The 23,932-nt window shown below is 44.8% G+C and carries 21 protein-coding genes, 3 tRNA genes and 1 other RNA gene; 9 read left to right on the top strand and 16 right to left on the bottom strand.

Going from position 1 to position 23,932, the window contains the following annotated elements; genetic code table 11:
- Positions 1 to 13: 13 nt before the first annotated feature.
- Positions 14 to 316 (top strand): helix-turn-helix domain-containing protein, encoded by a 303-nt coding sequence (locus tag HOP38_RS04180; RefSeq protein ID WP_198557469.1) that lies wholly within the window; start codon positions 14 to 16, stop codon positions 314 to 316.
- A gap of 6 nt (positions 317 to 322) precedes the next feature.
- On the opposite strand, the gene HOP38_RS04175 is transcribed toward HOP38_RS04180, so the two are convergent.
- From HOP38_RS04175 to HOP38_RS04155, 5 genes are all read right to left on the bottom strand, one after another.
- Positions 323 to 1,429: a TniB family NTP-binding protein gene (locus HOP38_RS04175; RefSeq protein ID WP_198557468.1), complete on the bottom strand. Its 1,107-nt coding sequence runs from the start codon at positions 1,427 to 1,429 to the stop codon at positions 323 to 325.
- Between the two features lies 1 nt (position 1,430).
- Complete coding sequence (locus HOP38_RS04170; protein WP_198558246.1) at positions 1,431 to 3,287, bottom strand: Mu transposase C-terminal domain-containing protein; 1,857 nt, start codon at positions 3,285 to 3,287, stop codon at positions 1,431 to 1,433.
- A gap of 12 nt (positions 3,288 to 3,299) precedes the next feature.
- Positions 3,300 to 3,923: a TnsA endonuclease N-terminal domain-containing protein gene (locus HOP38_RS04165; protein WP_198557467.1), complete on the bottom strand. Its 624-nt coding sequence runs from the start codon at positions 3,921 to 3,923 to the stop codon at positions 3,300 to 3,302.
- 121 nt (positions 3,924 to 4,044) lie between these two features.
- Positions 4,045 to 4,141, bottom strand: an RNA gene (gene ffs, locus HOP38_RS04160) — signal recognition particle sRNA small type.
- A 193-nt stretch (positions 4,142 to 4,334) separates the two neighbouring features.
- Entirely contained in the window at positions 4,335 to 5,075 is a 741-nt protein-coding gene (locus tag HOP38_RS04155) for a VP0952 family biofilm-associated protein (protein ID WP_031496556.1), read from the bottom strand.
- A 51-nt stretch (positions 5,076 to 5,126) separates the two neighbouring features.
- Between HOP38_RS04155 and HOP38_RS04150 the strand changes: the two genes are divergently transcribed.
- Positions 5,127 to 5,429: an MGMT family protein gene (locus tag HOP38_RS04150; RefSeq protein ID WP_124940781.1), complete on the top strand. Its 303-nt coding sequence runs from the start codon at positions 5,127 to 5,129 to the stop codon at positions 5,427 to 5,429.
- Positions 5,430 to 5,449: 20 nt separating this feature from the next.
- Here HOP38_RS04150 and HOP38_RS04145 read toward each other — a convergent pair whose 3' ends face one another.
- Positions 5,450 to 5,905 carry a YbaY family lipoprotein gene (locus HOP38_RS04145; RefSeq protein ID WP_006071391.1) on the bottom strand — a complete coding sequence of 152 codons (456 nt, stop codon included), beginning with the start codon at positions 5,903 to 5,905 and terminating at the stop codon, positions 5,450 to 5,452.
- Between the two features lie 205 nt (positions 5,906 to 6,110).
- Between HOP38_RS04145 and tesB the strand changes: the two genes are divergently transcribed.
- Positions 6,111 to 6,986: an acyl-CoA thioesterase II gene (gene tesB, locus HOP38_RS04140; RefSeq protein WP_038222333.1), complete on the top strand. Its 876-nt coding sequence runs from the start codon at positions 6,111 to 6,113 to the stop codon at positions 6,984 to 6,986.
- A gap of 51 nt (positions 6,987 to 7,037) precedes the next feature.
- On the opposite strand, the gene HOP38_RS04135 is transcribed toward tesB, so the two are convergent.
- The 3 genes from HOP38_RS04135 to HOP38_RS04125 form a co-directional block, all read right to left on the bottom strand.
- A complete protein-coding gene (locus HOP38_RS04135; RefSeq protein WP_198557466.1) occupies positions 7,038 to 8,477 on the bottom strand; it encodes a coniferyl aldehyde dehydrogenase in 1,440 nt (479 codons plus the stop codon).
- Positions 8,477 to 9,652 (bottom strand): iron-containing alcohol dehydrogenase, encoded by a 1,176-nt coding sequence (locus tag HOP38_RS04130; RefSeq protein ID WP_198557465.1) that lies wholly within the window; start codon positions 9,650 to 9,652, stop codon positions 8,477 to 8,479. The genes HOP38_RS04135 and HOP38_RS04130 overlap by 1 nt, the downstream gene beginning before the upstream one ends.
- Positions 9,653 to 9,760: 108 nt before the next feature.
- The gene (locus HOP38_RS04125) at positions 9,761 to 10,222 is read right to left on the bottom strand and encodes an Lrp/AsnC family transcriptional regulator (protein ID WP_063605778.1); all 462 of its coding nucleotides are present in this window, start codon (positions 10,220 to 10,222) and stop codon (positions 9,761 to 9,763) included.
- Positions 10,223 to 10,345: 123 nt separating this feature from the next.
- Here HOP38_RS04125 and HOP38_RS04120 point away from each other — a divergent pair, with 123 nt between their 5' ends.
- On the top strand, positions 10,346 to 11,413 hold the full coding sequence (locus tag HOP38_RS04120; RefSeq protein WP_198557464.1) for a PLP-dependent cysteine synthase family protein: 1,068 nt from the start codon (positions 10,346 to 10,348) through the stop codon (positions 11,411 to 11,413).
- Between the two features lie 70 nt (positions 11,414 to 11,483).
- Here the strand turns inward: HOP38_RS04120 and HOP38_RS04115 are convergent, their stop codons facing one another.
- From HOP38_RS04115 to HOP38_RS04100, 4 genes are all read right to left on the bottom strand, one after another.
- Positions 11,484 to 12,578 (bottom strand): methyl-accepting chemotaxis protein, encoded by a 1,095-nt coding sequence (locus HOP38_RS04115; RefSeq protein WP_006071397.1) that lies wholly within the window; start codon positions 12,576 to 12,578, stop codon positions 11,484 to 11,486.
- Between the two features lie 210 nt (positions 12,579 to 12,788).
- Complete coding sequence (locus tag HOP38_RS04110; protein WP_006071398.1) at positions 12,789 to 13,109, bottom strand: DUF1244 domain-containing protein; 321 nt, start codon at positions 13,107 to 13,109, stop codon at positions 12,789 to 12,791.
- A gap of 124 nt (positions 13,110 to 13,233) precedes the next feature.
- Positions 13,234 to 16,362, bottom strand: coding sequence for a vibriobactin export RND transporter permease subunit VexH (vexH, locus tag HOP38_RS04105; RefSeq protein ID WP_198557463.1), 3,129 nt, complete (start codon positions 16,360 to 16,362; stop codon positions 13,234 to 13,236).
- On the bottom strand, positions 16,362 to 17,447 hold the full coding sequence (locus tag HOP38_RS04100) for an efflux RND transporter periplasmic adaptor subunit (RefSeq protein ID WP_081875878.1): 1,086 nt from the start codon (positions 17,445 to 17,447) through the stop codon (positions 16,362 to 16,364). Before HOP38_RS04100 ends, vexH begins: the two co-directional genes overlap by 1 nt.
- Before the next feature lie 321 nt (positions 17,448 to 17,768).
- Here HOP38_RS04100 and HOP38_RS04095 point away from each other — a divergent pair.
- The 3 genes from HOP38_RS04095 (at position 17,769) to HOP38_RS04085 (ending at position 18,185) form a co-directional block, all read left to right on the top strand.
- Positions 17,769 to 17,853: transfer RNA gene (locus HOP38_RS04095), tRNA-Tyr, on the top strand.
- A gap of 81 nt (positions 17,854 to 17,934) precedes the next feature.
- Positions 17,935 to 18,019 (top strand) — tRNA-Tyr (locus HOP38_RS04090).
- A gap of 81 nt (positions 18,020 to 18,100) precedes the next feature.
- Positions 18,101 to 18,185 (top strand) — tRNA-Tyr (locus tag HOP38_RS04085).
- Positions 18,186 to 18,286: 101 nt separating this feature from the next.
- On the opposite strand, the gene HOP38_RS04080 is transcribed toward HOP38_RS04085, so the two are convergent.
- The 3 genes from HOP38_RS04080 to HOP38_RS04070 form a co-directional block, all read right to left on the bottom strand.
- A complete protein-coding gene (locus HOP38_RS04080; RefSeq protein WP_198557462.1) occupies positions 18,287 to 18,799 on the bottom strand; it encodes a GNAT family N-acetyltransferase in 513 nt (170 codons plus the stop codon).
- An 82-nt stretch (positions 18,800 to 18,881) separates the two neighbouring features.
- Positions 18,882 to 20,054 (bottom strand): BamA/TamA family outer membrane protein, encoded by a 1,173-nt coding sequence (locus tag HOP38_RS04075; protein ID WP_198557461.1) that lies wholly within the window; start codon positions 20,052 to 20,054, stop codon positions 18,882 to 18,884.
- Between the two features lie 112 nt (positions 20,055 to 20,166).
- Positions 20,167 to 21,051: a Tim44 domain-containing protein gene (locus HOP38_RS04070; protein ID WP_006075271.1), complete on the bottom strand. Its 885-nt coding sequence runs from the start codon at positions 21,049 to 21,051 to the stop codon at positions 20,167 to 20,169.
- A gap of 263 nt (positions 21,052 to 21,314) precedes the next feature.
- On the opposite strand from HOP38_RS04070, the gene HOP38_RS04065 reads away from it, so the two are divergent.
- Both HOP38_RS04065 and HOP38_RS04060 read left to right on the top strand, forming a co-directional pair.
- Positions 21,315 to 21,905 carry a TetR/AcrR family transcriptional regulator gene (locus HOP38_RS04065; protein ID WP_006075270.1) on the top strand — a complete coding sequence of 197 codons (591 nt, stop codon included), beginning with the start codon at positions 21,315 to 21,317 and terminating at the stop codon, positions 21,903 to 21,905.
- A 15-nt stretch (positions 21,906 to 21,920) separates the two neighbouring features.
- Positions 21,921 to 23,795: an MFS transporter gene (locus HOP38_RS04060; protein ID WP_038229821.1), complete on the top strand. Its 1,875-nt coding sequence runs from the start codon at positions 21,921 to 21,923 to the stop codon at positions 23,793 to 23,795.
- The last annotated feature ends 137 nt before the right edge of the window (positions 23,796 to 23,932 follow it).

The raw sequence follows: 23,932 nt of genomic DNA, 5'->3' as shown, positions 1-23,932 counted from the left end.
AAGAAATGTCTAAGTGCAAAAAGACAACCCAATCCCAGCGAGGCTCAAAGCTGCGCGTAAAAAAGCCAAGATCACCCAAAGAGATTTAGGGGTGAAAATTGGCATGGAACCAAGCTCAGCGAGTGGGCGGATGAACCATTATGAGAAAGGTAGGCACGTACCAGATATTGGTACACTCGAACGAATGGCTGAAGAGTTAGATGTACCGCTGAATTACTTTTTCTGTAGGAATGAGTTGAGTGCTGAGTTGGCGTGTATCATAGATAAATTAAGCGATGAAGAGAAAGCCACCTTGATAGCTAAAATAAAGCAATAAACGGAGCTAAATCAATTTTAGTGGCTTTTTGCTTAGTAGCAATTCTATAGGTAAGATGTCTGTGAACGATTGATTTATAAGGCGTTCTTCTTTTTTCTTAGCTAGGTGGTTGTAGTCAGTTTCAATGGCTAACTCAACAATCTCAAGGCCTTCAAGACGACAAGTAAAGGGGTTGCTCGGTGCATCTGGGAATTTGAAGTCATAAGTTTGAGCCAGCAAGGACTTATCTACAGTTCCCTTGGACTCTTGAAACGAACTCAGAAGCGCATCCGCTAGGAAATGCTTTAGAGCCCTACATTCTCCTCTACACATCGCAAATAAAGGTAACAATATATCATCACTAGTAAGATTCGGCCTTTGCTCAAAACCCATCCTAGTAGCCAAACCCGCGACGAACTTGCCAAAATGCAGCTTTCCAATGGGGTCCGCCAGATAATACTTACCCGATTCCGTTTTTATTGCCCCATCAGCAACTTTGTCAATAGAGGAGTCTAACCTTTTAAAAAGCCGAAAGTAGTCTAGGCTTCGCCTCCAACCTAGCCGAGAACTCCATTGAGCTTCATCCGCTAGTAAGTTAGCATAAGGCATCCCGACTAAGACAAAGGACACCTTCGCTTGATCACTAATCATCTTCAGGGTATTGACAATAGCCTGGCGATCTTGAGCATCTTTGAACTCTATTAGCTCCTGAACCTCATTTACTATTACCAATCTCACTTTTTTCCTCTGAAGGTGGCTAATTACACTCTTCTCTAAAGATGCCTCTTTTAATCCTCGCCTTGCACGAACCGATACCTGACTATCGAGATCTTCAAGAAACCTTTCAAGCATGTTTTTTTCGTGAATCTGGCTTGGGATCCCTGTTTTAAGAACCGGAAGTTCTGACCAACGTGTGTGGGGTTTTGTGTGCCCTGAAACATAATTATCTATCAACGCTGACTTTCCTGAGCCAGTATCTCCCGTGAGCAACATAGATTGTTGTTCACCTCCATACAAACTGTTTAATGCCAGTCTGTCGAATATAGCGTAGATATCCGTAATTTGTTGGTATTCAATGAAACAGTCACGAAACGATGTATACTGCGCTTGCTGGGCCAAAGTCAGGTTATTCAAATCAATAGCCCTCAATATCACTCAAATCATCATTTATGATCTCTGTTTCATTAACACTCCGCACATTAGTTCCCTTGTGCTCTTTCGGTTCAACGACTATCGTTCCGCCTCCTTCACTCCCAACTCCTCGCTGCTTGGCAATCTTAGAGGCGTGAACGGATTTGGGTAGGGTTTTGTTGTTAGACCCAGTACGAGACATTTTGTCTATTGCACGATCCATAGCTCTATCAATTTCTAAAGATGCGACCGCGAGTGAAACCTCATTTTCTCCCATTTGTACTTTTTTCCTCTTAGCCGCGCGAATTCTATCGTGTTCATATAAAGAACGCCCCTTGGTATAACCATCTAGGTCAACAGCCGGAACTTTTATGTAACGCTGTTCTTCTTTGAGAAAAACATATATCGAGCCAATATCATTTGGATCAGTCTTAGTGATTACTTTAAGAGAGTCCGATGTGCGGCTAGGATAGCGCTTCCCATAAGCCTCTAGCTCATCAGATTGATATCGTAGAGAATGCACTTGCACAGCTCCTCTAGATAAGGTTCTTTCCTTTACTATCCCTAGTTCAATTTTTAATTGTTCCGCTTCTAAACCCTCGCAATAAGTAACCTTGTCCTGTGACTCTAACCACTTTTGATAAGGGATACGTTGGTAACGGGTATCGGCTTTTTGGTGGTAAACATCTATTAGCCACTTGTGCAGTAGTGATAAAAAAGTAGAAACAGTGACAACCGCATCTCGTTTCGGATTGTAGTCGTATAACTGCGTAGGGTTGGTGAATGTTTTGCCTGGGAAGCGACTAAAAAGTTTCTTGTAAAACGTATCAAAAGACTTCTCTACACCCGCTTTTCTCCATGGCTTCCCTCTCTGGTTATATAGAATGTCAGTTACTAGCGGCTTTAGCGCTGACTCTAGGCTATCGCTCCAGAACTCAGCACCATTATCTACGATCAAATATGAAATATTGCCGTGACATGGCCACTTCTCTTTAACATCCGGATATCTACTTTTTACCCAGTCCTTTTTCAACACTGCATTAATAAATGCCGCTCTCACAGTTTCATAGCTCGGGTTGCGATAGTTTACAGAAAGACCGACTATACATGCTGAATATCGATCGTAAAGGATCGTAAGATGAGGACGACCCAACGGAATTTCTAATTCATCATCAAGTAGAACAACAGGGGCGGTCGTATGATCGATCTCTACATATTCCATCGGTCTAGTTGCAGGAATGTTAGACCCGACTTGCTTATACTTGCTATCAGCATACCGCTTACCGTATCTCGCCAAATCTACTTTATAAGGCTCTAGATTATTGATTCGGTTGTAAAATGTTCGTTGAGAGATGGCTCTTAGTTTTTGAGCTATGTTTGATTGGTTTACTTCTGTAACTCTATTCTTATAGTAATCATATGCTGTGTTAACCGAAAAGCGTTCTTTAGTCAGATATTTACTGTCTATCGCTTCTTTAATCAGCTCGTCAGTTGGATGGTCCTTTTGACGACAACCCTTTTTATGATGCAATGGAGTTAGTGAAGAGAGGCGCTTTCCTGACTCGTAGTAGTCTTTTTTCCAGTCAGCAACTGTTCTAGCCGATGGCACTGTTGAGTTTTGCGAGTCTGCAAACTCTTGCAGTAATGGATTCAAATTTTTCGGAGTCCATCCTCCAGACAAACGTTTTTCCAGATAGCGAATTAAATCACGCCGAAAAAGCGCAACATCTCTGGCTTTGTCGTCTATAAACTGACCTTCTAGAGATTCTTGCTCATCGAATAGGTCATCGCACACTAGCTCGCCAGAGCGATCTAGTGTCGATTTAAACTCATCAACGAAGTCAAAGAAGTCATCTTCCATAATGAGCAATATCTAGCACCAAACATGACTATCCAAGCCAAAGCGGACTGATTTCAAATCTGCCTTTATGTCACCAGAGGCTAACCAACAAAGGGCAGAAGTTACAGCTTGATCATCCGATATACAAAGCTCATTTGCTACGTCAGATAGAAGCACAAAGCGTTTTTTCTTAATAATTTGCAAAAGACGCTTTTGCAAAGGTGTGACGGTTCTCAACCCAGAATAGCTATGTAACAGTTTTAAGTTGGCGAGAAAAAAGCCTGTTCTTATCTGCTTTTCTGTTACGAGTATCAGACTCTTTTGATGTTCCTGCTTCGCCACTCTTTGTTTCTCCGAAAATCTCGCTCGAAAATCAGCCTTGTTAATTTGGCTAGAGTGCTTAACTTCAACGAGTGTTGAAAAATTGTCATAATTACATATTTGGAAATCTGGTGTGTATCTGCACTCACGTCCATTAAACCGATATTTAAAGCCGAATGGCTGAGATTCGAATCGCGTAACTTTGGGGTTGTATTCAGCATGAAAACAGAAATCAAACTCTAGCATCGACATTGTACGGATCACTGAATCATTTTTCAGACTCATGAACTTACAAATATTATGAACTGCCGATGATTTTTTGGTTTGGTCGTACATAAAAGATTCCACTTTTTGTTGTAAACCTACAACAAAAAGTAGTCTATGCAGACTTATAGTGCAAATATGCGAAGAAGCCTGCAATTTATGCGAACATATATTGCAGGCTTCAGATGGGTGGAAGCCCCAGCCACATCCCGGCACACAAGTCACTCGCTGCGGCTGCTTCCTTCCGGACCTGACCGAGTTCACGAGCTATTGTTGCGGGAGGACCAGGGCCTCCATAGATTTTGTTGCTTTGCTTGGTGAAGGGTCACTGTTGCAAGGCGTGGGAGGATTATCAGGTATCGTGACGATGAATGCAAGGCCATCACTGCAAATTTGTACCATAAGTAGATTAAGTGCTTACAGAATAGTCAAAGCGCAGACACTGTAGTCAATGTCTGCGCTTTGACTTGTTCAAAAAGGGCTTTAAGGTTCTTGCTGTTCTTCGTCTATGCTCAGAATGTAATCGGTCATCCATGCTGTGCCCAATAAACAGAGCCAAACAACAAATACTGGTTTAGGCACCTCTATCGATGGCACCACGACTAAGGCGGCAAAACCTACCGTGGGCAGTGTCCAGCACAACAGCTTGTTCCAACGAAATGTTTTCAGCCTTCCGAGACTTTCCATCGAAGCTAAAATTCCGGTCATACACAAAGATACCAGCGCGGCGTATGGCAAACCGGCCGCCCAAATTGGCAATATCAATGCCAATGACCACCAGCTATGCTCAGTTGAACCTTTCCAGTTTCGCGCCGCATACCAAGCAACGAAAACTGAGAAAGCTTGAACGAGTGTTACCATAGGGGTGCCACCTAATTTACCCGCGGATTGGGTGAGCATAATACCCACATTCAGGGTCAAGACTATGAGCCCTATGATGCTGACGACCCATATATTACTTCGTTTGGAAAACGCGACAGAAAACACTGGGATTAGTATCCAAACCGCCACCGACATCGCAATGGACTGAAGGGGCAAAGTGAGGCCATATACCACCATTGATGCAAGCAGCATCAGTCCTGCTATGCCACCCTGAGGCAAGATCCACAGCGCAGGGATCATCATCGCTAGCACAGGGATATCCCCTTCGGTAACGCTGATAGTTCTAGCACAAACTACAACAAGTAGACTTGTGATTATGAATTGAAAAACGGAAAATACCATAGCTCCTCCTTATTACCTATCCTTGGCAAAATGAACTAGGACATCTTCAGTATGGATCAATTTAAGGCGCAAATCTTTGCAGTAATTCACCAAATTCCACTTGGAAAAGTCGCGACTTACGGCCAAATTGCCAAAATGGCGGGCTATCCGGGTTATGCGCGCCATGTTGGTAAAGCCTTAGGCAACTTACCTGAAGGCAGTACATTACCTTGGCATCGAGTGATTAATGGCAAAGGGGAGATATCGCTGAAAGGAGATGATTTCTTGAGGCAGAGAGCGCGATTAATGGAGGAAGGTGTGGCGTTTTCAATCAAAGGTAAGGTTCGTTTGAAAGAATTTGGATGGCAGCCATAACTGCCATCCAGTGATAGGTATTAGCGCACGCCAACTAACATCATATTTACGTTTGCTGTTTGGTTCGCGTCTGTGATAACAGGGTATGAGGTGTCACTGATAAAACGCAGCTTGCCATCTACTTCAATGCGAGCGCTCACACTATAAGTATGCTTCGCTTTAATATCTGCCATGTCGTAGCTTAACTCAAAATCAAACGGCACTTGTGCACCATCGGTTGTAAAGGTTTGCTCACTGATCACTGTGGCAGCAACGTCTTGTAGCGATACATCTTGAAGTTTCACTGTCACTACGGCATTAGGCGGTAATGCAATACGCTCTCTGTAAGCAATTGTGCCTTTCACTGATGACATACTGTCTTCCATCTTCTTCTGTTGTTCAACTTGAGATGCCGCGTCTGATTGAGGTGCAGATTGACACCCTACCAAGCCTAGACCTAAAGCAATAACTAGCGTGCCGATGAGTGTCTTTTTCATGATGCCTCTCTTGAGTTTTTGATTACAACCTGTGCAAAAAACAGGAACAATATGCAATAAACATATCAGATATACGGTATCTCGCTTAACAAAAACACGCTTTTTTTCAATAAATTCACCCAATTCCTACATTTTTCTCTGCTTGACGAAATTGACAGCAAAACCCACACTTGGCTAATAAAGTTATGAATAAAAGATGGGTGCTATGAGTAAACCACTAAGCGATTTATTAGAACTATTACAGCTAGAACAGCTCGAAGTTGACTTGTTCCGAGGGCAAAGTGAGAACCTTGGTTTACCGCAAGTTTATGGCGGCCAAGTGATTGGACAAGCGTTGTCTGCAGCGCGTTATACCGTAGCTGAAGATAGAACAGTTCACTCCTTCCACAGTTACTTTCTCTACCCCGGTGACCCAGAAAAGCCCATCATTTACGATGTGGAGAACTTGAGAGATGGTAAGAGTTTTAGTACTCGCCGCGTCAAAGCCATCCAAAATGGTCGCCCCATTTTCTACTTAACGGCAAGTTACCATGGCGAGGCTCCAGGCTTTGAGCATCAAAGCGCTATGCCAGAAATACCGGGACCAGAAAACTACGCTTCAGAATCTGAATTGGCAGCACGAATCGCTGACTTTCTCCCAGAAAAGCTTCGCAAAGCTTTTTGCGGTGAAAAACCGATTGAAATGCGTCCGGTGACCGTCATCAATCCATTGAAGCCAGAGAAGGCAGAGCCCAAACAATACCTTTGGATTCGTGCGAACGGTGAGATGCCAGACAATCAGCTTATCCACCAATACCTACTTGGATACGCATCTGATTGGGGTTTCTTAACTACCGCACTGCATCCCCATGGTGTTACCTTGTTAACCCCTAAATTTCAGGTTGCCACCATCGACCATTCCATCTGGTTCCATCGTCCTGTAAAAATGGATGAGTGGTTGTTGTACGTAATAGATAGCCCGAACGCTAGTAACTCTCGAGGATTGGTTCGTGGCGAAATTTTCAACCAAAAAGGTGAGCTCATTGCTTCTTCAGTTCAAGAAGGGGTTATGCGCTTTACCGACGAAACGTCACGATACTAATAAAAAGGCGGGGAATCATCCCCGCCTTTCGTCCTGACTCTGATTCTCAGGTTAGTGAGGGTATTTGCCCCACTTTCGATTGATTAGATAATTCACCACACGACGAGCGAATCCTGAGTAAGGTGAATGCAAAAAGCCAATCGCTGACATCTTGCCTTGGTGCATAATTGGACGCAGTTTAGAAAAAGTCTCAAACCCTTCGCGCCCATGATAATGCCCCATACCACTTGGTCCTACACCACCGAACGGCAAATCATGCTGTGCCACATGAAGCATCACATCATTGATAGTTAGCGCGCCGGACATGGTGTTTTCCAACACCGCTTGTTGCAGTTCTTTATCATCAGAGAATAGATACAGCGCCAGTGGTCGGTCACGTTCATTAATGAAATGGTAAACATCGTCCATGGATTTGTAAATCAGCACTGGCAAGATAGGACCAAAAATCTCTCTGGTCATGACAGGCTCATCGCAAGCGGGGCTTACCACTAAATGTAAAGGAAAACGTCGAGTCTGAGCGTCTGGCTCACTTGCTGGGATAAGGTTAATCACCTCGCCCTGCCCTTCCTTCGCCGATTGAAGCGTCTCGTTAAGACGAGTAAACGACACCTCATCTATCACTGCAGTGTAGTCTGGGTGGTCAATGGTTTTATAACGACTCTTCATCACTGATTTCGCCGCTTTAATCACCTGCTTGAGCTTGTCTTCCGGTACTAACAAATAATCTGGTGCCACACATGTCTGCCCAGAGTTATACACTTTGCCGCCAAGGATACGCTTTAGTGCTTTCTTCACATCGTAATCTGGTGCGATGATGGTTGGCGATTTTCCGCCCAATTCTAAGGTCACCGGTGTTAGATTTTCTGCCGCCGCCGCCATAACCTTGCGGCCCGTCGCACCTGAACCAGTAAAGATAAGATGGTCAAATGGCAGTTTTGAGAACGCTTTACCCGTCGAGCCAGTTTCGGAGATAAAACACACTTCATCTTCGGTAAATGCACTGGAAAATGCTTGCGCTAAAGCTTGGCAGAGATGAGTTGAGTTCTCCGACATTTTTACCATGACACGGTTACCCGCAGCTAACGCGGCGGTCATAGGCCCCACAGCCAAATAAAGGGGATAGTTCCAAGGTACGATAATCCCAACGACACCTAACGGTTGAGGCACGACTTTATTTTTCGCAGGCCAGAACCAAACTGAAGTATGACGTTGTTTTGGACGCATCCATTTTTTTAGCTGCTTTCTGGCATCAATAATGCCATCAATGGAAGAAAAAATTTCTAGCAGCGCTGTTTCTGTTGAAGAACGATGCCCAAAGTCCTTAGCGATGGCTTCACAGATCTCAGATTGATTCTCTCGCAGGATTTTTTCCAGTTTGAGCAGGTTGACGCGTCTGAGTTCGCGACTAATACAAGGAGACTCTTTAAATGCGACTTTCTGTTCTTGAAGCCGCTCTATCATCTGTTGTTCATTGAGTTCAACTGCACTCATTAATGCGCTCCTGTATCAAGTAATGTGTCTAATAGTTGTTGGCACTCCGGTACCGTCATCTCTTCAGGTACCGGATACTCACCAAACGCTTCCTTAATCGCTTGTTTTGCCAAGCGAGGAATGTCGGACTTCTTAAGCTCCGGTATCACCGTTGGAATATTCAGAGTACGGAGCAACGAATCGACATTTTCAATAAAGTGATGACTGTCTTTATATCCCAAGGCCAACGACAGCTTTGTCAGTCTTGCGTTATCTCTTTGTTCAATAAAGCGAAGTACATGGGGCAATACCACCGCATTCGCCCTACCATGAGGAACATGGTAAAAAGCCCCTAGTTGATGGGCAATTGCATGAACATAACCAATATAAGTTCGGGTAAACGCCAAGCCAGCCTCATAACTCGCTATAGCCATTTTTTCTCGCGCGTCTTTGTCACTACCTTGCAGATAAGCAGCTGGAAGATAGTCGAAAATTGCTTGAATTGCGTTGATTGAGCACGTTTCAGTAAAGGTATTTGAATATTGGCTCAGATAGGATTCAACGGCATGAGTTAAGGCATCCGCCCCCGTTTCTGCGGTAATTTGTGGGGGTAAGCCCAACATAATATCAGGGTCTAACACCGCCACTTTCGGGACTAAGAACGGATCGGTAATAGAGCGCTTCATTTTGGACTCTACATCGCTGACTACCGCCGCTACCGTCCCTTCAGAGCCTGTGCCTGCTGTTGTTGGAATCGCAATAATGGGCATCAGTGGACGGTGTACTTTAAGCAATCCCGTCAGCTTAGAGACATCTTTGTTAGATTTCGCACTGCCAGCAATCGCCTTAGCGCAGTCCATTGGTGACCCACCTCCGAACGCAATAATGCCATCGCAACTCTGCTGTTTATAACGCTCAACGCCTTTGCGAACCGTGGCAAAGTCGGGGTCAGGAAGGACTTCATCAAACAAACTGTATTCAATAGCGGCGGCGTCTAATGCGGCCAGCATATCATCGAGCAGCCCCAGTTTTCTCAACACTCCATCCGTTACCACTAACGGCCTTTTCACTGAATACTGATGACATAGTGATGGAACGTTAAGTACTTGACCAGAGCCCGACAAGCACTCTGGCTTAGGCACTGGTACCATTTTGATAAACGGTTTTTTTACCGACACCATTAACTGATGCAGCATATGACACTCCTTTGCCTGCCAATTTTGATATGAATCTAGTCTATTTTTATAGAGTGATTACTCAGACGAAGCAAGCTTGATGGCAATAAGTTGAGAGCTTTTACTGAATCAACGTATCGGTAACGCCGTGGTGTACTTCAACGGTTCCATGGCAAATGTCGAGGTCACATTAGATAAACCATCAATACTATTGACCAACTTTTTGTAGAACTCATCAAAACATTTCATGTCTTTAACCAGTACTTTCATCATGTAGTCATACTCACCCGCCATGCGATAAAACTCCATCACTTCAGGAAAAAGTGATGCGGTTTCGACAAATTCTTTATACCACTCATGTGAGTGATCAGTCGTTTTGACTTGCACGAAAGCGGTGAATGACAAGCCAAGCTTTTCTGGGTCTAGCAAAGCGACGCGCTTTTCAATAATGCCGTTGTCTTCAAGCTTTTTTAGGCGCTTCCAGCATGGGGTCGTGGTCAGGTTGACGGCCTCTGCCAGATCGTTCAACGACAAGGTGCCGTCTTGTTGCAACAGCGCTAACAACTTCTTATCAGTATTATCTATATCCACAAACAGCTCCAAATAGAAAAGTTTTCTACCTATAGGGGAATTCAAAGTCAATATAGCAAAGTTTTTCTCTTGATACGTAGGTAAATTATCACCATACCGATAACAAAGTAGGAAACAAAACTTATGTGTACCGATATTAAATGGATTAACAGCGCCGTTCGTAAAATTGAGGCAGACTTCCAACGCTCAGCCGATACGCACCTCATCAAACTCGATCTTCCAAGCATCGAGGGTATCGATGTTTATCTAAAAGATGAAAGTACACACCCTACTGGTTCGTTAAAACACCGCTTAGCGCGTTCTCTTTTCCTTTATGCGCTTTGTAACGGTTGGATCGGTCCAAAGACGACAGTTATTGAATCATCATCAGGTAGCACTGCGGTTTCTGAAGCTTACTTCGCGCGCCTACTTGGTTTGCCATTTATCGCGGTTATGCCAAAGAGCACAGCTCGTAAGAAGATCGAGCAAATCGAATTCTACGGCGGTAAAGCTCACCTAGTTGATCGTCCTGACCAAATCTATGCAGAGTCTCACCGCTTAGCGAAAGAACTTAACGGTCACTATATGGACCAATTTACCTACGCAGAGCGTGCTACAGACTGGCGCGGTAACAACAACATTGCCAACTCGATTTTTAATCAAATGGAGCTAGAAGATCATCCGATTCCTACATGGGTAGTAATGAGCCCAGGAACTGGCGGTACATCTGCAACAATCGGACGCTTTATACGTTATCAAATGCACGACACTAAATTGTGTGTTGTCGACCCAGAGAATTCCGTGTTCCATGACTTCTTCAAAACAGGTAATGCTGATATTACCGGTGACTGTGGTAGCAAAATTGAAGGCATTGGCCGTCCTCGTGTGGAGCCTAGCTTTATCCCAGGTGTGGTCGATGAAATGCGCACCATTCCTGATGCGGCAAGTATTGCTACCATCCACTGGTTGGAGAAAATGTTAGGTCGTAAAGTCGGGGCATCGACAGGTACTAACTTATACGGTGTGTTGCAATTGGCTGGCGAAATGAAAAAGCGCGGCGAGAAAGGCTCTATTGTCACCCTACTATGTGACAGTGGCGAGCGTTACCTAGACACTTACTACAATGCTGAGTGGATTAATAACAACATTGGCGATCTACAACCTTACACTGACAAGCTACAAAGCTTCGAAGCGACAGGTGAACTGGCTTAATCTTCAATGAAGACCAAACGCCACTTCGGTAAGCGAAGTGGCGTTTTTATTTGTTACGATTCAAACAGTATTAATAGCGCTGATAATCAGATTTAACACGCTCTTGAGCTTCCGAAATATAGTGTACAAGGTCTCTATAACTATCATCTAACTGGCCAATCAGTTCCACATCAGCTTCATCATTCGCCACGCGCTGCAGGCAATCATGATAAGACTTGGCTTTGTCACCGAAAAACTGCAAAGGCCCGCCAACACTAGCTAACTGGCGGGTTTCATCATGATGAGCCACTATTTGACCAAAGATGGTTTCGTGTTCTTTGAGCTCTAATAGCGAATGTTCGTATTCGGCGCCGATGAGTTTAGAATGGGCAGTCGTCCACATATTGGTGTATTGTGCGATTGCGCTTGAAGCGTAAATATCTACTGTGCTTTTGTAAATCACATCTACCGTATCAGATGAGAGAGACAAAATAGACTGGGTATCTTGCACTATCTCTGCCGCACCTCGTGACGCTTCCGCGACTTGGCTTGAGACCAATTCAATATTGTCTCCCGCTCGATTCGTGCTACCTTCAATGCGTTCAACCAATCCGGAAATTTCACTGGCGGCTTCATTGGCTCTACCCGCCAATGAACGTACTTCATCCGCGACTACCGCAAAACCACGTCCATGCTCACCAGCGCGCGCCGCTTCAATGGCAGCATTTAACGCCAGTAAATTCGTTTGCTCGGATATCTGGTGGATAATACTAATAAACTGAGTGATATCGCTGGTAAGTACCTGAAGAGCTGCGACGGTTTCTTTGCTCGTTGCCGCTGACTGAGAGACTTCATCCAGCGACTGATACATAGCATGCAACTGCTGCTGAGTGCTTTCAAACACGCCAAGATTAGCCTGCAACTGATCACTTTGAGCGATAAGTTGGTTATTGGCCTGTTCAATATTGGCGGTGGTGGAGATCAGTTGCGTCGTCACGCTATTTAAGAATCGACGCGAACGGGTTTTCTGCGAAGACAACTGCTGCTCCAGCCGCTCGATAGTTTGCTCACGAAGCGCCAACTCTTGCTGCAATTGCTCAATCTGGCAAGCGAAAGTGTCCGTCTGTTGTTTTTGCTGTTGCAACTGCTGCTGAGTGTTTAGTAACTGTTTTTTGGATGCAAACATAAATCATGACCACTGCGGTTCTTGTTATTCTTTATTAACGTTAGCATTGAGGTGCTAAATAGAAATGGACTAAAGAGTAAGTTGTGATTAGTGGCAGTGGGTATACCCCGATTAGGGTATGGACGGGTGAGCGTCTTGCGGCGATTTATCGACTTAAATGGCTATCACAAAAAAGTGATTCTCTTCCTCAAAAGGAAGAGAATCTAATGACTATTTCTTGTTTTGACGCGCTTCAAACGCGGCCAACTGTTCAGGTGTCGCTTTAGGTTGGTGGTTGGTTTTCCACTCATCATAAGTCATACCGTAAACACGCTCTCGGGCATCATCGATGTCCAGCGCCAATCCTTCATTTTCAGCTTCTGCTTTATACCATTTGCTAAAACAGTTACGGCAGAATCCTGCAAGAATCATAAGATCGATGTTCTGCACATCTTTGTTTTCATCAAGGTGAGTCAACAGCTTACGAAATACCGCCGCATCCAGTTTATCTTGCTGCTCTTGAGGAAGATCTTTGTATTTAAATTCAGCCACTTTACTTTCCTTATTGATTGTTTTTGTACTCAACAATCCTAACCAACAAACGAAAAAATGCCCAGTCGAAACTGAGCATTTTATGAGACTAATTGAAACCGTGATTTTAATTTAATCTGTGGTTTTAGCTGTCGGTTAACTCGCCATGGCTGGTTCGCGCTTTAACGTCGTGACTCAGCGCTTTATTGAGTTCAGCTTCAACATGCCCTGGCGCTTTGGTCTTAGCAGAGATAAGTCGATACATCGCTGGGATTACAAACAAGGTCACTAAGGTAGCGAAAGCCATACCAAAGAAGATTACCGTACCCACTGCGACTCTACTTTCATAGCCTGCTCCAGTCGACAGAATCAGCGGAATTGCCCCTGCGAGCGTGGTAAATGCCGTCATCATGATGGGTCGTAAACGTCGTGCTGAAGCATCGATAATGGCTTTTTCAAACTCAACGCCTTTATCACGTAACTGGTTGGCAAATTCTACAATCAGGATGCCGTTCTTGGTCACCATACCGATCAACATGATCATGCCGATCTGGCTGTAGATATTCAGTCCTTGCTGCATGATTACCAGACCTAAGAAGCCACCAAAAACACCCATAGGTACGGTAAACATTACCACGAGAGGGTTTACGAAGCTTTCAAACTGAGCGGCTAGTACGAGATAAGCCACCAGCAGAGCCAAACCAAACACGACTAAGATACTGGATTGGTTTTCTTTGAAGTCTTTCGATTCACCCGCATAGCTTACCGAGATATCACCAGGGAGCATTTCCACAGCTTGTTGATCCATGAAATCGAGCGCTTCACCTAATGTGTAACCATCCGATAGGTTGGCCTTAATGGTGATCGATTTCTGCTTGTTGTAGTGTGACAAACGAATTGATGATGCCACTTCTTCGATGGAAGTCACCGCATCTAGAGTAACCAACTCGCCGGACTTAGTTCGCATATAGATCTGACTTAAATCATTGGCGTTATTAAAGTTATTCTCATCACCACGCAGATACACGTCATACTCTTCGCCGCGTTCTACATAGGTGGTTTCACTTTTACCACCAAGCATGATCTCTAACGCATCCGAGATATCAGACACACTAATGCCTAATTCTGCGGCACGCTCACGGTCAATCGTCACAACAAGTTCAGGCGTTTTCTCAGAATAGTCGGTACTTGCCCCTTCCATAAACGGAGACTGTTCCGCTGCCAACTCTAGTTTATCCGCCCATGTTTGTAGCTCGTGATAATCCGAACCACCAATAACAAACTGCACAGGTTCGCTCGACCCTCCTCGGAAGCCCGGCATAAATGGGAAGACACGGACATCGGCAATACCCGCCAAAGACTTTCTCACCACATTGAGAGATTCTTGTGCCGTGATATCACGATCATTCCAATCCTCTAAGATCATGATAACAAAGCCCGTTTGGTCACCCGCATTACCGCCAAAGGCAGGCGATTGAATACTAAACGACTTCAAGAAACCTTGCCCTAATAGCGGCATAAGACGTTTCTCAACGATGTCCATATTTGCAGCCATACGGTTATAACTGGTCGCATCGGCACCGCGAACGAAGGCAAAAATAACGCCACGGTCTTCTGACGGTGTTAATTGGGCAGGGACTTGTTGCATCAATTGGAAACTACCGCCAATACAAGCCACTATGATAATTGGTGCCATCCATCTCAATTTAAGGGCTTTAACCAAAGCCGCTTTGTAGCCGCGCTCAAGCTTTCTAAATCCCTTGTCGACAAACTGAGTAAAGCGATTCGGTTTCACATTGGCTTTTAGAATAGTGCTTCCCAACACCGGCGTTAGCGTCAATGCTATCAATGAGGAAAAGATCACCGACATCGCCAGTAATACCGAAAACTCAGTAAACAGCAACCCGATCATGCCATCCATAAATGAGATAGGCAGGAACACCATCACCAAAACCAGTGTAGTGGCAATAACGGCAAACCCTACCTCACGCGTCCCTTTATAGGCCGCTAACAGAGGTGACTCCCCTCGTTCGATATGGTGGAAAATGTTTTCGACTACCACAATGGCATCATCGACCACCAGACCGATTGAAAGGATCAGTGCCATTAAGGTAATTAAGTTTATAGAGAAGCCAAAGAAATATGCCGCGATAAAAGACGAGATGAGCGACACTGGAACCGTCACGGCTGGAATCAATGTAGCTCGAGCTTGGCCAATAAAGATGTAAAGCACGAGGATAACCAAACCGCCGGTAATAAACAGCGTGTTATACACTTCTGAAATCGAGCGATCGATAAAGACGGTAGAATCGTAGTCAATCGCCAGTCTTGTCCCTTGTGGAAGGAACTGCTGCATGCGCTCAACTTCTTTATGAACTAAGTCAGCGACTTGTAGCGGATTTGCGTCAGATTGCGGCACAATTCCCATACTAACGTTAACAACGCCATCACTCTTAAAGGTCGAGTTTTCGTTTTCTGCGCCCACATAAACATCAGCGACATCTTTTAGGTAGATAGGTGTATTATCACTAGCGCGCTTAACTACCAGATACTCAAAATCGACAGGTGTGTTGTAAGCGCGTGCGGTACGCACTGACATCACAGTGGCATCATTTCGAACTTCGCCGCCTGGGCTTTCGATGTTTTCGCTGCGTAGTGACGAGGTAATATCTGACGTTGTCACACCGCGACCAGCCATATAAGCAGGCTTGAGCTTAATGTACATCACCTGATATAGGCCACCTGAAATATCCACCGAGCTCACGCCAGAGATAAGACTGAAACGGTCGACCAAAACACGGTTCACATAATCAGTAAGCTGAGTGCGGTCCATCTCTGAAGAGCTAAGGTTGATGTACAGCGACGCTTCACCACTACCATTGTTCTTAAACACCAGAGGATCATCCGCCTCATCTGGAAGAGCGCGCTGCGCACGGGCTACGGCATCACGAATGTCACTAACACCGGTATTCAAGTCATAGCCGAGTTCAAATGTCACTGTAATACGTGACATGCTGTTTCGCGTGGTCGACTCTATTTCATCAATACCACTGATACCAGAAAGTTGGTCTTCAATCACAGAGGTGATCTGACTCTCAATGATGGTAGCCGATGCCCCTTCATAACGAGTAGAGATAGAAACAACTGGGTTTTCAATGTCCGGCATTTCACGAACGGCGAGTTTACTAAAGGAAACAATACCGAACACGCAGAGCAGCAAGCTCAATACGATTGCCGCTACCGGACGTTTAACAGAAACATCAGATAACAACATTAGCTCGCTTCCTTGTCATTGCCCGCTGGCTTGTCACCGGTGCGACCTGCTGTCGGTTCGGATTTCACTTCTTGAACCGAGGCACCATCACGCATATTTACGATACCTTGAACCACAATACGCTGGCCGATTTCTAAACCCTTTTCAATCACCACTTGGTTACCAACGCGCGCACCTAAGAATACTTCCGTGCGATGTGCCTTGTTATTTTCATCAACGACGTAAACAAAACGCTTAGTTCCCGAGTATTCCAAAGCCTGAACTGGAATAATAGGTGCTTCGATTGGAGGAAATTCCATTCTAGCCTGCGCAAGCATGCCTGGTTTTAGGCGGTTTTCATCATTTTCAAAATGAATTCGAACTCGAAGGTTGAGGGTTTCCTGATTCACTCGGGTATCGATTGCAACCACTTTACCTGTGAAAATACGTGTACCCCATGCTGATGTTCTGGCGGTCACATCCATACCTTTTTCAAGCATAGGTAAGTAGTGTTCAGGAACTTGAAGGTCGAGTTGCATCGTTGAGAGATCATCTAAAGTCAGCAGCTCAGTACCCACACTGACCAGTTTTCCTCGGCTAAAGTCAATTAAGCCCACTGTACCTGTGAAGGGAGCTTCGATATAAAGATCGTTAAGGTTTGCATTAGCCGCGTCTAATCGTGCATTACCAATTTCTACCGCAGCTTTCTGAGCATCAATTTCGGTTTTAGTAATTGCATTGCGGTCTACTAGACGCTCAAATTCAGCAAGGATACGCTTTTGATCACGGGTATAAGCCTTTGCTTCAGCGACAGCAGCTCGCGCTTTATCGTCATTAAGTAAGACCAAAGGCTGACCTTTTTCAACCTTTTGGTTAGCGGTGACTTTGATTTCATCGACGATACCGTTGACTTCCGAGGCGATAATAACTGACTGATCCGCTTCTAATTTGCCAACTAATGAGAGAGATTGAGAAACTTGATGGATGGCAACAGGTTCAGTCACTACTGAGATAGCCTTGGAGCCAACGTTCCTTTTGGCGAAGGTTGCTGGTGAAGCACTAAGAATAGACAGTGCCAGCAAACCGATTATTGTTTTGTTTTTCATCGTGTTTGTCTTCAGTGTAAAAACTACAGATAGTGTAGCGAGTAATACGAGGAGTAACGTCAAGAAGTGTAAATGTAATCTAAAGAGATTATTTACATTTGATGCTCATCTATTTAGAAACCATCCACGTACAATCAATGTAACACCGCGCTGGTTAATAAATAATGACTAAAAACACGCTTTTTAAGCGTCTTTGTCCAAAAAGGCACCATTCAATTCAAAATCCTCAAAAAAGGGTTTACAGCTATGCGCAGTTTGTTATGATGCGCTCCGCACTTGAGTGATGTGTTGGGAAAACATCAAACAAGTATAAAAACTCCTGGGGGGGTTCCCGAGTGGCCAAAGGGATCAGACTGTAAATCTGACGGCACTGCCTTCGATGGTTCGAATCCGTCCCCCCCCACCATATTCTGTTTAGTTGTTATCAACAATTAGACAAACTTGAAGCGCTGCGTTGGGAAAACGGCGAAACAAGTATAAAAACCCTGGGGGGGTTCCCGAGTGGCCAAAGGGATCAGACTGTAAATCTGACGGCACTGCCTTCGATGGTTCGAATCCGTCCCCCCCCACCATATTCTGTTTAGTTGTTATCAACAATTAGACAAACTTGAAGCGCTGCGTTGGGAAAACGGCGAAACAAGTATAAAAACCCTGGGGGGGTTCCCGAGTGGCCAAAGGGATCAGACTGTAAATCTGACGGCACTGCCTTCGATGGTTCGAATCCGTCCCCCCCCACCATACAAACGAAAGCCGACTCACTGAGTCGGCTTTTTTGTTATTACCACTTTGTATTGCTGACACCACTACCTGCCAAGCTATTTTCGAGTTTAGTTTAGACTCTAAATCTCACGCTGATATAAATATGCATCTGAGCAGATCTCATGAAGTACCGCAAAATCGTTGATCTTTTCTATGCGCTTGAACTGATTATTCTCAAGCACTTTTTGTGAGGCCAAGTTCGACGTTAATGCGTGCGCTTTGAGGGTTTTCAGACCGGCAGTTTTTTTTGCGTAATCTACAAGCAGTGACAACGCAAAACTAGCGACACCTTTTCCCGTATAGGCCTCGCCGATTCGATACCCCACCTCTGCATAATTCATGTCGGCTTCAGAGATATTGAGATTAATTCGACCGCAAATCTCTCCTTCGTTATTACGAATGAGCATTGGGTAGCAAAGTTTCGCTCTATGAAACAGTACCAGTTCACGAATATGCTCTTCCACACCTTGTTGACTGTAGAAGCCGTCATCCCTTGGAGGAATATGCTGCTCAAACCACGCTTTGTTCTGCCGTTCAAACAATAACAAAGCGTGACAATCTTCCAGCTCAACAAGCGATATGGATATGTCCATATAAGCTATCAACCCTTAATATTTTTGATTGCGCTCGCTAAATGCATAACACTAACGCACAAAACCAACGCAAAAATTCTGTTTAGAAGACTTCGTTAACATGGAAATAGAAGGTACCACCATGTTCACCGTAACCGATATCAGCACGCACATTAACCTTGTCTTTGATCTTTAAGCGCAAACCCGTACCAGCACTCGCAAGTGTATTGTCCCAAAGTCCTGAAACGTCATCGGCAACGGTGCCAGCTGCACCCCAGAACACGACACCTACTCTCCAATACACTGGCAAGCGGTACTCGACTTGTCCCATCATCATCTGGTTGTCACGGTAGCGACCAAGTATGTAACCACGCATAGCATCAGCACCACCAAGATCGGGCAGTTGATTCCATGGCACATTCCCGGAAGTTAAGTTCGCTTGTACTTGCCAAGCCAGTAATCCTGGCACAGGTGTTAGTGAATGGTACTGTGAAGCTTTCAGTGAATATTTACCAAAATCTGCGGAGTTGGTTGCATCATGGTAATAACCGATATCCGCTTGCAATAGCGTTCCCTTAGAGGCATTGGTCACATTATCACGTGTGTCATAAACATTAGATAAAAACACACCGTAGCTAGTGTTATCGGTTAGCTCATCAGCAAGGTAGTCCGCTGACTGATTATCAAATTCCTTTTCATGAGGGCGCACCGATTTGATGTTACCACCGAGACCTAAGAAATAATCGCCTTTCACTCTCGTAAGCCACGTAGGTTTGATATCAATGACTTGCTCTTTAAAGTTGACCTTATTATCGTCTTGTTGACCGTTCTCGTAGCCGCGACCGTAGTAGACGGCGGCATCATCAAACACTTTTATGTCAGTGAATATACGGTCGTTACCCGAATTGTAGAAGTGCTTGTTACTGAACGTAATACCCATTGAACCGTTACTAGAAGCATATGGGTTGATAACCATAGACGAAGGTTGCCCCGCCCCCTCTGACAGTTCACCATAAAGGCCAACATACAAAAGACCAAGCCCTAAACCTTGTTCTGGGGTATAGAACACGGCCGGAATATAGCTCGAGTTAAGTCCTTGCTGAGCGTCGTACTCTTGCTCTGCACCAAATATACTCAACACATCATCCAGAGTGTCTGTTGTTGGATTAGGTGTCGCCTCAAATAAAGGCACCACTGATTCTTCAGCATGCAATGAAGTCGTGGTCGCCAAAGAAGCGCAAAGCACAAGTGCGAATCTAGAAAATGTCTGGTGCATGGATAATTTATATGTATCAGAAAAGAGAGGCCAAATTATAGAATAAAACAGCAGCAAAATATAAAAAAACCGCAGTGGTCAGACTGCGGTTTTTGGCATAATTTTTAGGTAATTAACCTTGAATACCGACGATCAGCCATGGCGCGTTAGGTACAGTAAGATCGCGCTCTAAGTGCCAAATATCTTCGATATCTTCTTCGACGTTTTCTACCGCATCACGATAGCGACCCGAGAACTGCAAGCTCAGCTGTGCTTTGTTTGCATCGAAGTCTGCGCGAACAATTTCCGCATCTACGTACATAACGTCAGTATGCTGCTCGCCCTCTAGTTTTGCACGCTCAGCCATAAGATCTTGAAGTAGGCTTGGCGATACATACTCTTCAATGGTATGAAGTTCGTTATGGTTCCAAGCACCTTGCAGGATTCGATAGTGTTCACGAGCACCATTTAGGAATGCCGCTTGATCGAAACCCGGTGGGTAGTTATGTGGAACATCGCTGTGACCAGCTGCACCAAAGCCACCTGTCGCTGCGCCACCGTTTTGCGGCTGCTCGAAGTTTTGGAAGTTTGGTTGCTGTTCAAACTGGTTACGCGTGTTGCCACCAAACGCCGGCTGCTGTCGCTGCTGATTCATGCTGCCTTGCTTGGCACCAAGCATCCCTCGCATAAACTTGAAGATTACGAATGCAATTAGGCCAAAGATTAGGATGTCCATGAAGTTGATGCCTTCAAATGCACCACCAAAGAACGCCGCTAACAAACCACCAGCCAATAGACCGCCTAGAAGACCGCCCATCAAGCCCTTTTTGCTGCTACCAGCTTTGTTTTGATCCTGTCTGCTGATGTTATTTGTATTCTGTTGCTGTTGTTTCGGAGCAGGAGCTGTTTTAAAGCTCTTACCGAATGATTTACCGCCACCGAACTTCTTCGCTTCAGCTACCGGATTCACCGCTACTGCAAGAACAAGCAGAGCGACGAAAGAAAATAAACGTTTCATTCTAGACCTTTAGTTATATTGTTACGTTAAGCCGTAACCACTATACATGAACTACGACCCATCAAGCATAATATACTGAGCTTAGCATTAAAGGAAACACTCTGATGCCTCGACATGTTTCAGAATATTGCACGTATGTTACGAGCTAGATAGAACCGCATTCAAAACTATGCGCAAAGCCTGCAATACAAGGCTTCATTAGTTGACGCTTAATCATGACACCTCTAAAATAACGAACCGTGTTCAATTAACGATCCGCAACCATGGCCCGCAGAAACGATCATACCAGGGAAGAGCTTGTTGAGCTTACGCTCACGACGGTAAAAGACTACCTTAGCGAAAACTCTTATCACACGCTTAGCCTTCGGAAGATTGCCACTCTGATTGGTTATGTTCCCAGCACACTAGTGAATGTATTTGGCAGTTATAATCTGCTACTACTGCACGCTGTCGCTCGCACTCTAGATGAGCTGTCACAGGAAGCAAAAGCGGTTGTGGATGAAGCTGATAATGTCGAAGAAGCCTTATATGCTCTCGCGAGCTGTTATCACGAGTTTGCCAAGAAATACCCGTATCGTTGGCAATTAATTTTCGAACACAACATGAACGGTGATACGCTCCCGGAATGGCAATCACAACGTATCGATGGGATGACAGGCATGCTGGAGAGCTTGCTTTCAGTCTATAAACCGGAAAAGTCTCACTCAGAAGTCCTTCGTGCCAGTCGCGTACTGTGGGCTGGAGTTCATGGCATCACACTGCTCAGTGTTGACGACAAATTCTTTGCTTCAGAGCCCGTCGATGGCGATGAGCTAATCAAAGATCTAATCTCAAAGTATTTACAAAGCTGGTAATCAAAAGGAAAGGTAATGCCACATACGAAATCTGCGTCTCTGTTATCTCAAAGGCGCTTTCTGCCCTACTTTGTGACTCAGTTCTTTGGCGCGTTTAACGACAATATTTTTAAAAACGTTTTATTGTTGTTTGTCGCATTTGCAGGACCACAGGTTCTGCCAATCTCTAGTAACCTGTTTATTAACTTAGCGGCCGGTCTATTCATTTTGCCGTTCTTTCTGTTTTCTGCCTCAGCAGGTGTACTTGCCGACAAATACGAAAAGTCATGGTTCATCAGAAAAGTAAAGCTGGCTGAGATCGCAATTATGTGTCTCGGCGCAATTGGCTTTATTACTGAAAGCTACGGCATTTTATTGTTATTGCTGTTCTTAATGGGCACACAGTCTGCGTTTTTTGGTCCAGTGAAGTACGCACTTCTGCCACAACAACTGAAACCGAACGAGCTCTTGTCCGGCAATGCATTGGTTGAAACTGGCACCTTCCTTGCCATCTTGTTGGGAACCTTAGGCGCCGGCATTATAGCTTCAGCAGAAAGCGCGAAATACGTCGCTGCTGGATGTGTAGTTTTGTTTGCCTTGGCTGGCTACATTTCAAGTCGCTCTATTCCAGAAGCGCCTGCGGCTGCACCGGAACTAAAATTTCGCTGGCAACCCGTAAAACAAACTAAAGAAACACTTAAAATTGCTCACCAAGACCGCGTAGTATTCCAATGTATCATGGCCATTAGTTGGTTCTGGTTCTTGGGCGCAGCTTACCTAACGCAGTTTCCGAATTTCACCAAAATACATTTGATGGGTAATGAAGCGGCCGTTTCATTCCTACTTGCACTTTTTTCTGTAGGCATCGCTCTCGGATCTATGTTGTGCGATAAGATGTCTAAGAATCGCATTGATGTCGGCATCGTGCCAATAGGCAGCATTGGCATTACCATTTTTGGTGCGCTTATGGCTTTTGCAGTTCCATCAGAGCTGCCTCAGTTTACTTCATTCAGCGAGTTTATTTCCCACTCTAGCTTATGGCCTGTTTTTGGCTATTTATTGTTACTCGGCATGTCCGGTGGATTGTTTATCGTCCCTTTGTACGCGCTGATGCAACAACAGGCTAAAGAAACTGAACGTGCCCGAGTGATTGCTGCCCTCAATATCTATAACTCGCTATTTATGGTTGGAAGTGCAGTTTTAGGTATCGTAGGACTGTCAGTGCTGGAACTCACTATTGTCGAACTGTTCCTTGTGCTAGCTCTGATGAACTTTATGATGGCGACTTACCTATTTTTGCAAGCTCCTATCTTCGTGGTTCGTTTCCTTATTTGGGTACTCACTACCATCATGTACCGTATCACCCATAAAAATCTGCATCACCTACCAGAAAAAGGTGGCGCCTTGATTGTCTGCAATCATGTGAGCTATATGGATGCGTTGGTGATGAGTGCGGCAAGCCCAAGACTCATACGTTTTGTCATGGAAGAAGACTACGCGAACTACAAACCCGTTCGTCGCTTTTTACGACGTGCAGGGGTCATACCTATCTCCTCCTCTCGCAAAGGTTCCATTCGAAGAGCGTTTAACGATATCGAACACGCTTTAGCTGAAGGGGAGATTGTCTGCATTTTCCCTGAAGGACGTCTAACCTCAGATGGTGAGATGAATGAATTTATGCGTGGTATTGATATTGTCCTGCGCCGCTCTCCTGTACCTGTCATCCCAATGGCGTTAAAGGGATTATGGGGCAGCTACTTTAGTCGACATAAAGGCCGCGCGTGTAAAGGGCTCCCAACTCGCTTTAGAGCTAAGTTGGAATTAGAAGCGGGAGCACCGGTAGCACCTGAAGAAGCATCAAGTGCTGCGATGTTCGAAAAAGTCGCAACACTTCGTGGTGATTATCGCTGATCGCCATAAGCGATTTTGTTCGTTTATTTCGATGTTGTTCATATCAAAACAACGAGCGTTTAGTTTTACTGAACGCTCGTTAAGAAATTTTAGGTTTTGTTGATCTAGCGAAATTCATACAATTCCTTTATGTGGCG

Origin of the sequence: Vibrio mediterranei, from assembly GCF_013364395.1 — a bacterium.
Classification (GTDB): Bacteria; Pseudomonadota; Gammaproteobacteria; order Enterobacterales; family Vibrionaceae; genus Vibrio; species Vibrio mediterranei.
Note: the sequence above shows the minus strand (reverse complement) of the source record. Positions and strands in the feature narration are given on the sequence as shown.

Bases quoted from the DNA above. Each gene is read 5' to 3' on its own strand.
- HOP38_RS04145 (WP_006071391.1), bottom strand. From the start codon at position 5,905: ATGAAAAAGACACTCATCGGCACGCTAGTTATTGCTTTAGGTCTAGGC.
- HOP38_RS04155 (WP_031496556.1), bottom strand. From the start codon at position 5,075: ATGGTATTTTCCGTTTTTCAATTCATAATCACAAGTCTACTTGTTGTA.
- HOP38_RS04130 (WP_198557465.1), bottom strand. From the start codon at position 9,652: ATGCTGCATCAGTTAATGGTGTCGGTAAAAAAACCGTTTATCAAAATG.
- tesB (WP_038222333.1), top strand. From the start codon at position 6,111: ATGAGTAAACCACTAAGCGATTTATTAGAACTATTACAGCTAGAACAG.
- HOP38_RS04115 (WP_006071397.1), bottom strand. From the start codon at position 12,578: ATGTTTGCATCCAAAAAACAGTTACTAAACACTCAGCAGCAGTTGCAA.
- HOP38_RS04100 (WP_081875878.1), bottom strand. From the start codon at position 17,447: ATGAAAAACAAAACAATAATCGGTTTGCTGGCACTGTCTATTCTTAGT.
- HOP38_RS04080 (WP_198557462.1), bottom strand. From the start codon at position 18,799: ATGGACATATCCATATCGCTTGTTGAGCTGGAAGATTGTCACGCTTTG.
- HOP38_RS04070 (WP_006075271.1), bottom strand. From the start codon at position 21,051: ATGAAACGTTTATTTTCTTTCGTCGCTCTGCTTGTTCTTGCAGTAGCG.
- HOP38_RS04120 (WP_198557464.1), top strand. From the start codon at position 10,346: ATGTGTACCGATATTAAATGGATTAACAGCGCCGTTCGTAAAATTGAG.
- HOP38_RS04075 (WP_198557461.1), bottom strand. From the start codon at position 20,054: ATGCACCAGACATTTTCTAGATTCGCACTTGTGCTTTGCGCTTCTTTG.
- HOP38_RS04065 (WP_006075270.1), top strand. From the start codon at position 21,315: ATGGCCCGCAGAAACGATCATACCAGGGAAGAGCTTGTTGAGCTTACG.
- HOP38_RS04150 (WP_124940781.1), top strand. From the start codon at position 5,127: ATGGATCAATTTAAGGCGCAAATCTTTGCAGTAATTCACCAAATTCCA.
- vexH (WP_198557463.1), bottom strand. From the start codon at position 16,362: ATGTTGTTATCTGATGTTTCTGTTAAACGTCCGGTAGCGGCAATCGTA.
- HOP38_RS04170 (WP_198558246.1), bottom strand. From the start codon at position 3,287: ATGGAAGATGACTTCTTTGACTTCGTTGATGAGTTTAAATCGACACTA.
- HOP38_RS04135 (WP_198557466.1), bottom strand. From the start codon at position 8,477: ATGAGTGCAGTTGAACTCAATGAACAACAGATGATAGAGCGGCTTCAA.
- HOP38_RS04060 (WP_038229821.1), top strand. From the start codon at position 21,921: ATGCCACATACGAAATCTGCGTCTCTGTTATCTCAAAGGCGCTTTCTG.
- HOP38_RS04165 (WP_198557467.1), bottom strand. From the start codon at position 3,923: ATGTACGACCAAACCAAAAAATCATCGGCAGTTCATAATATTTGTAAG.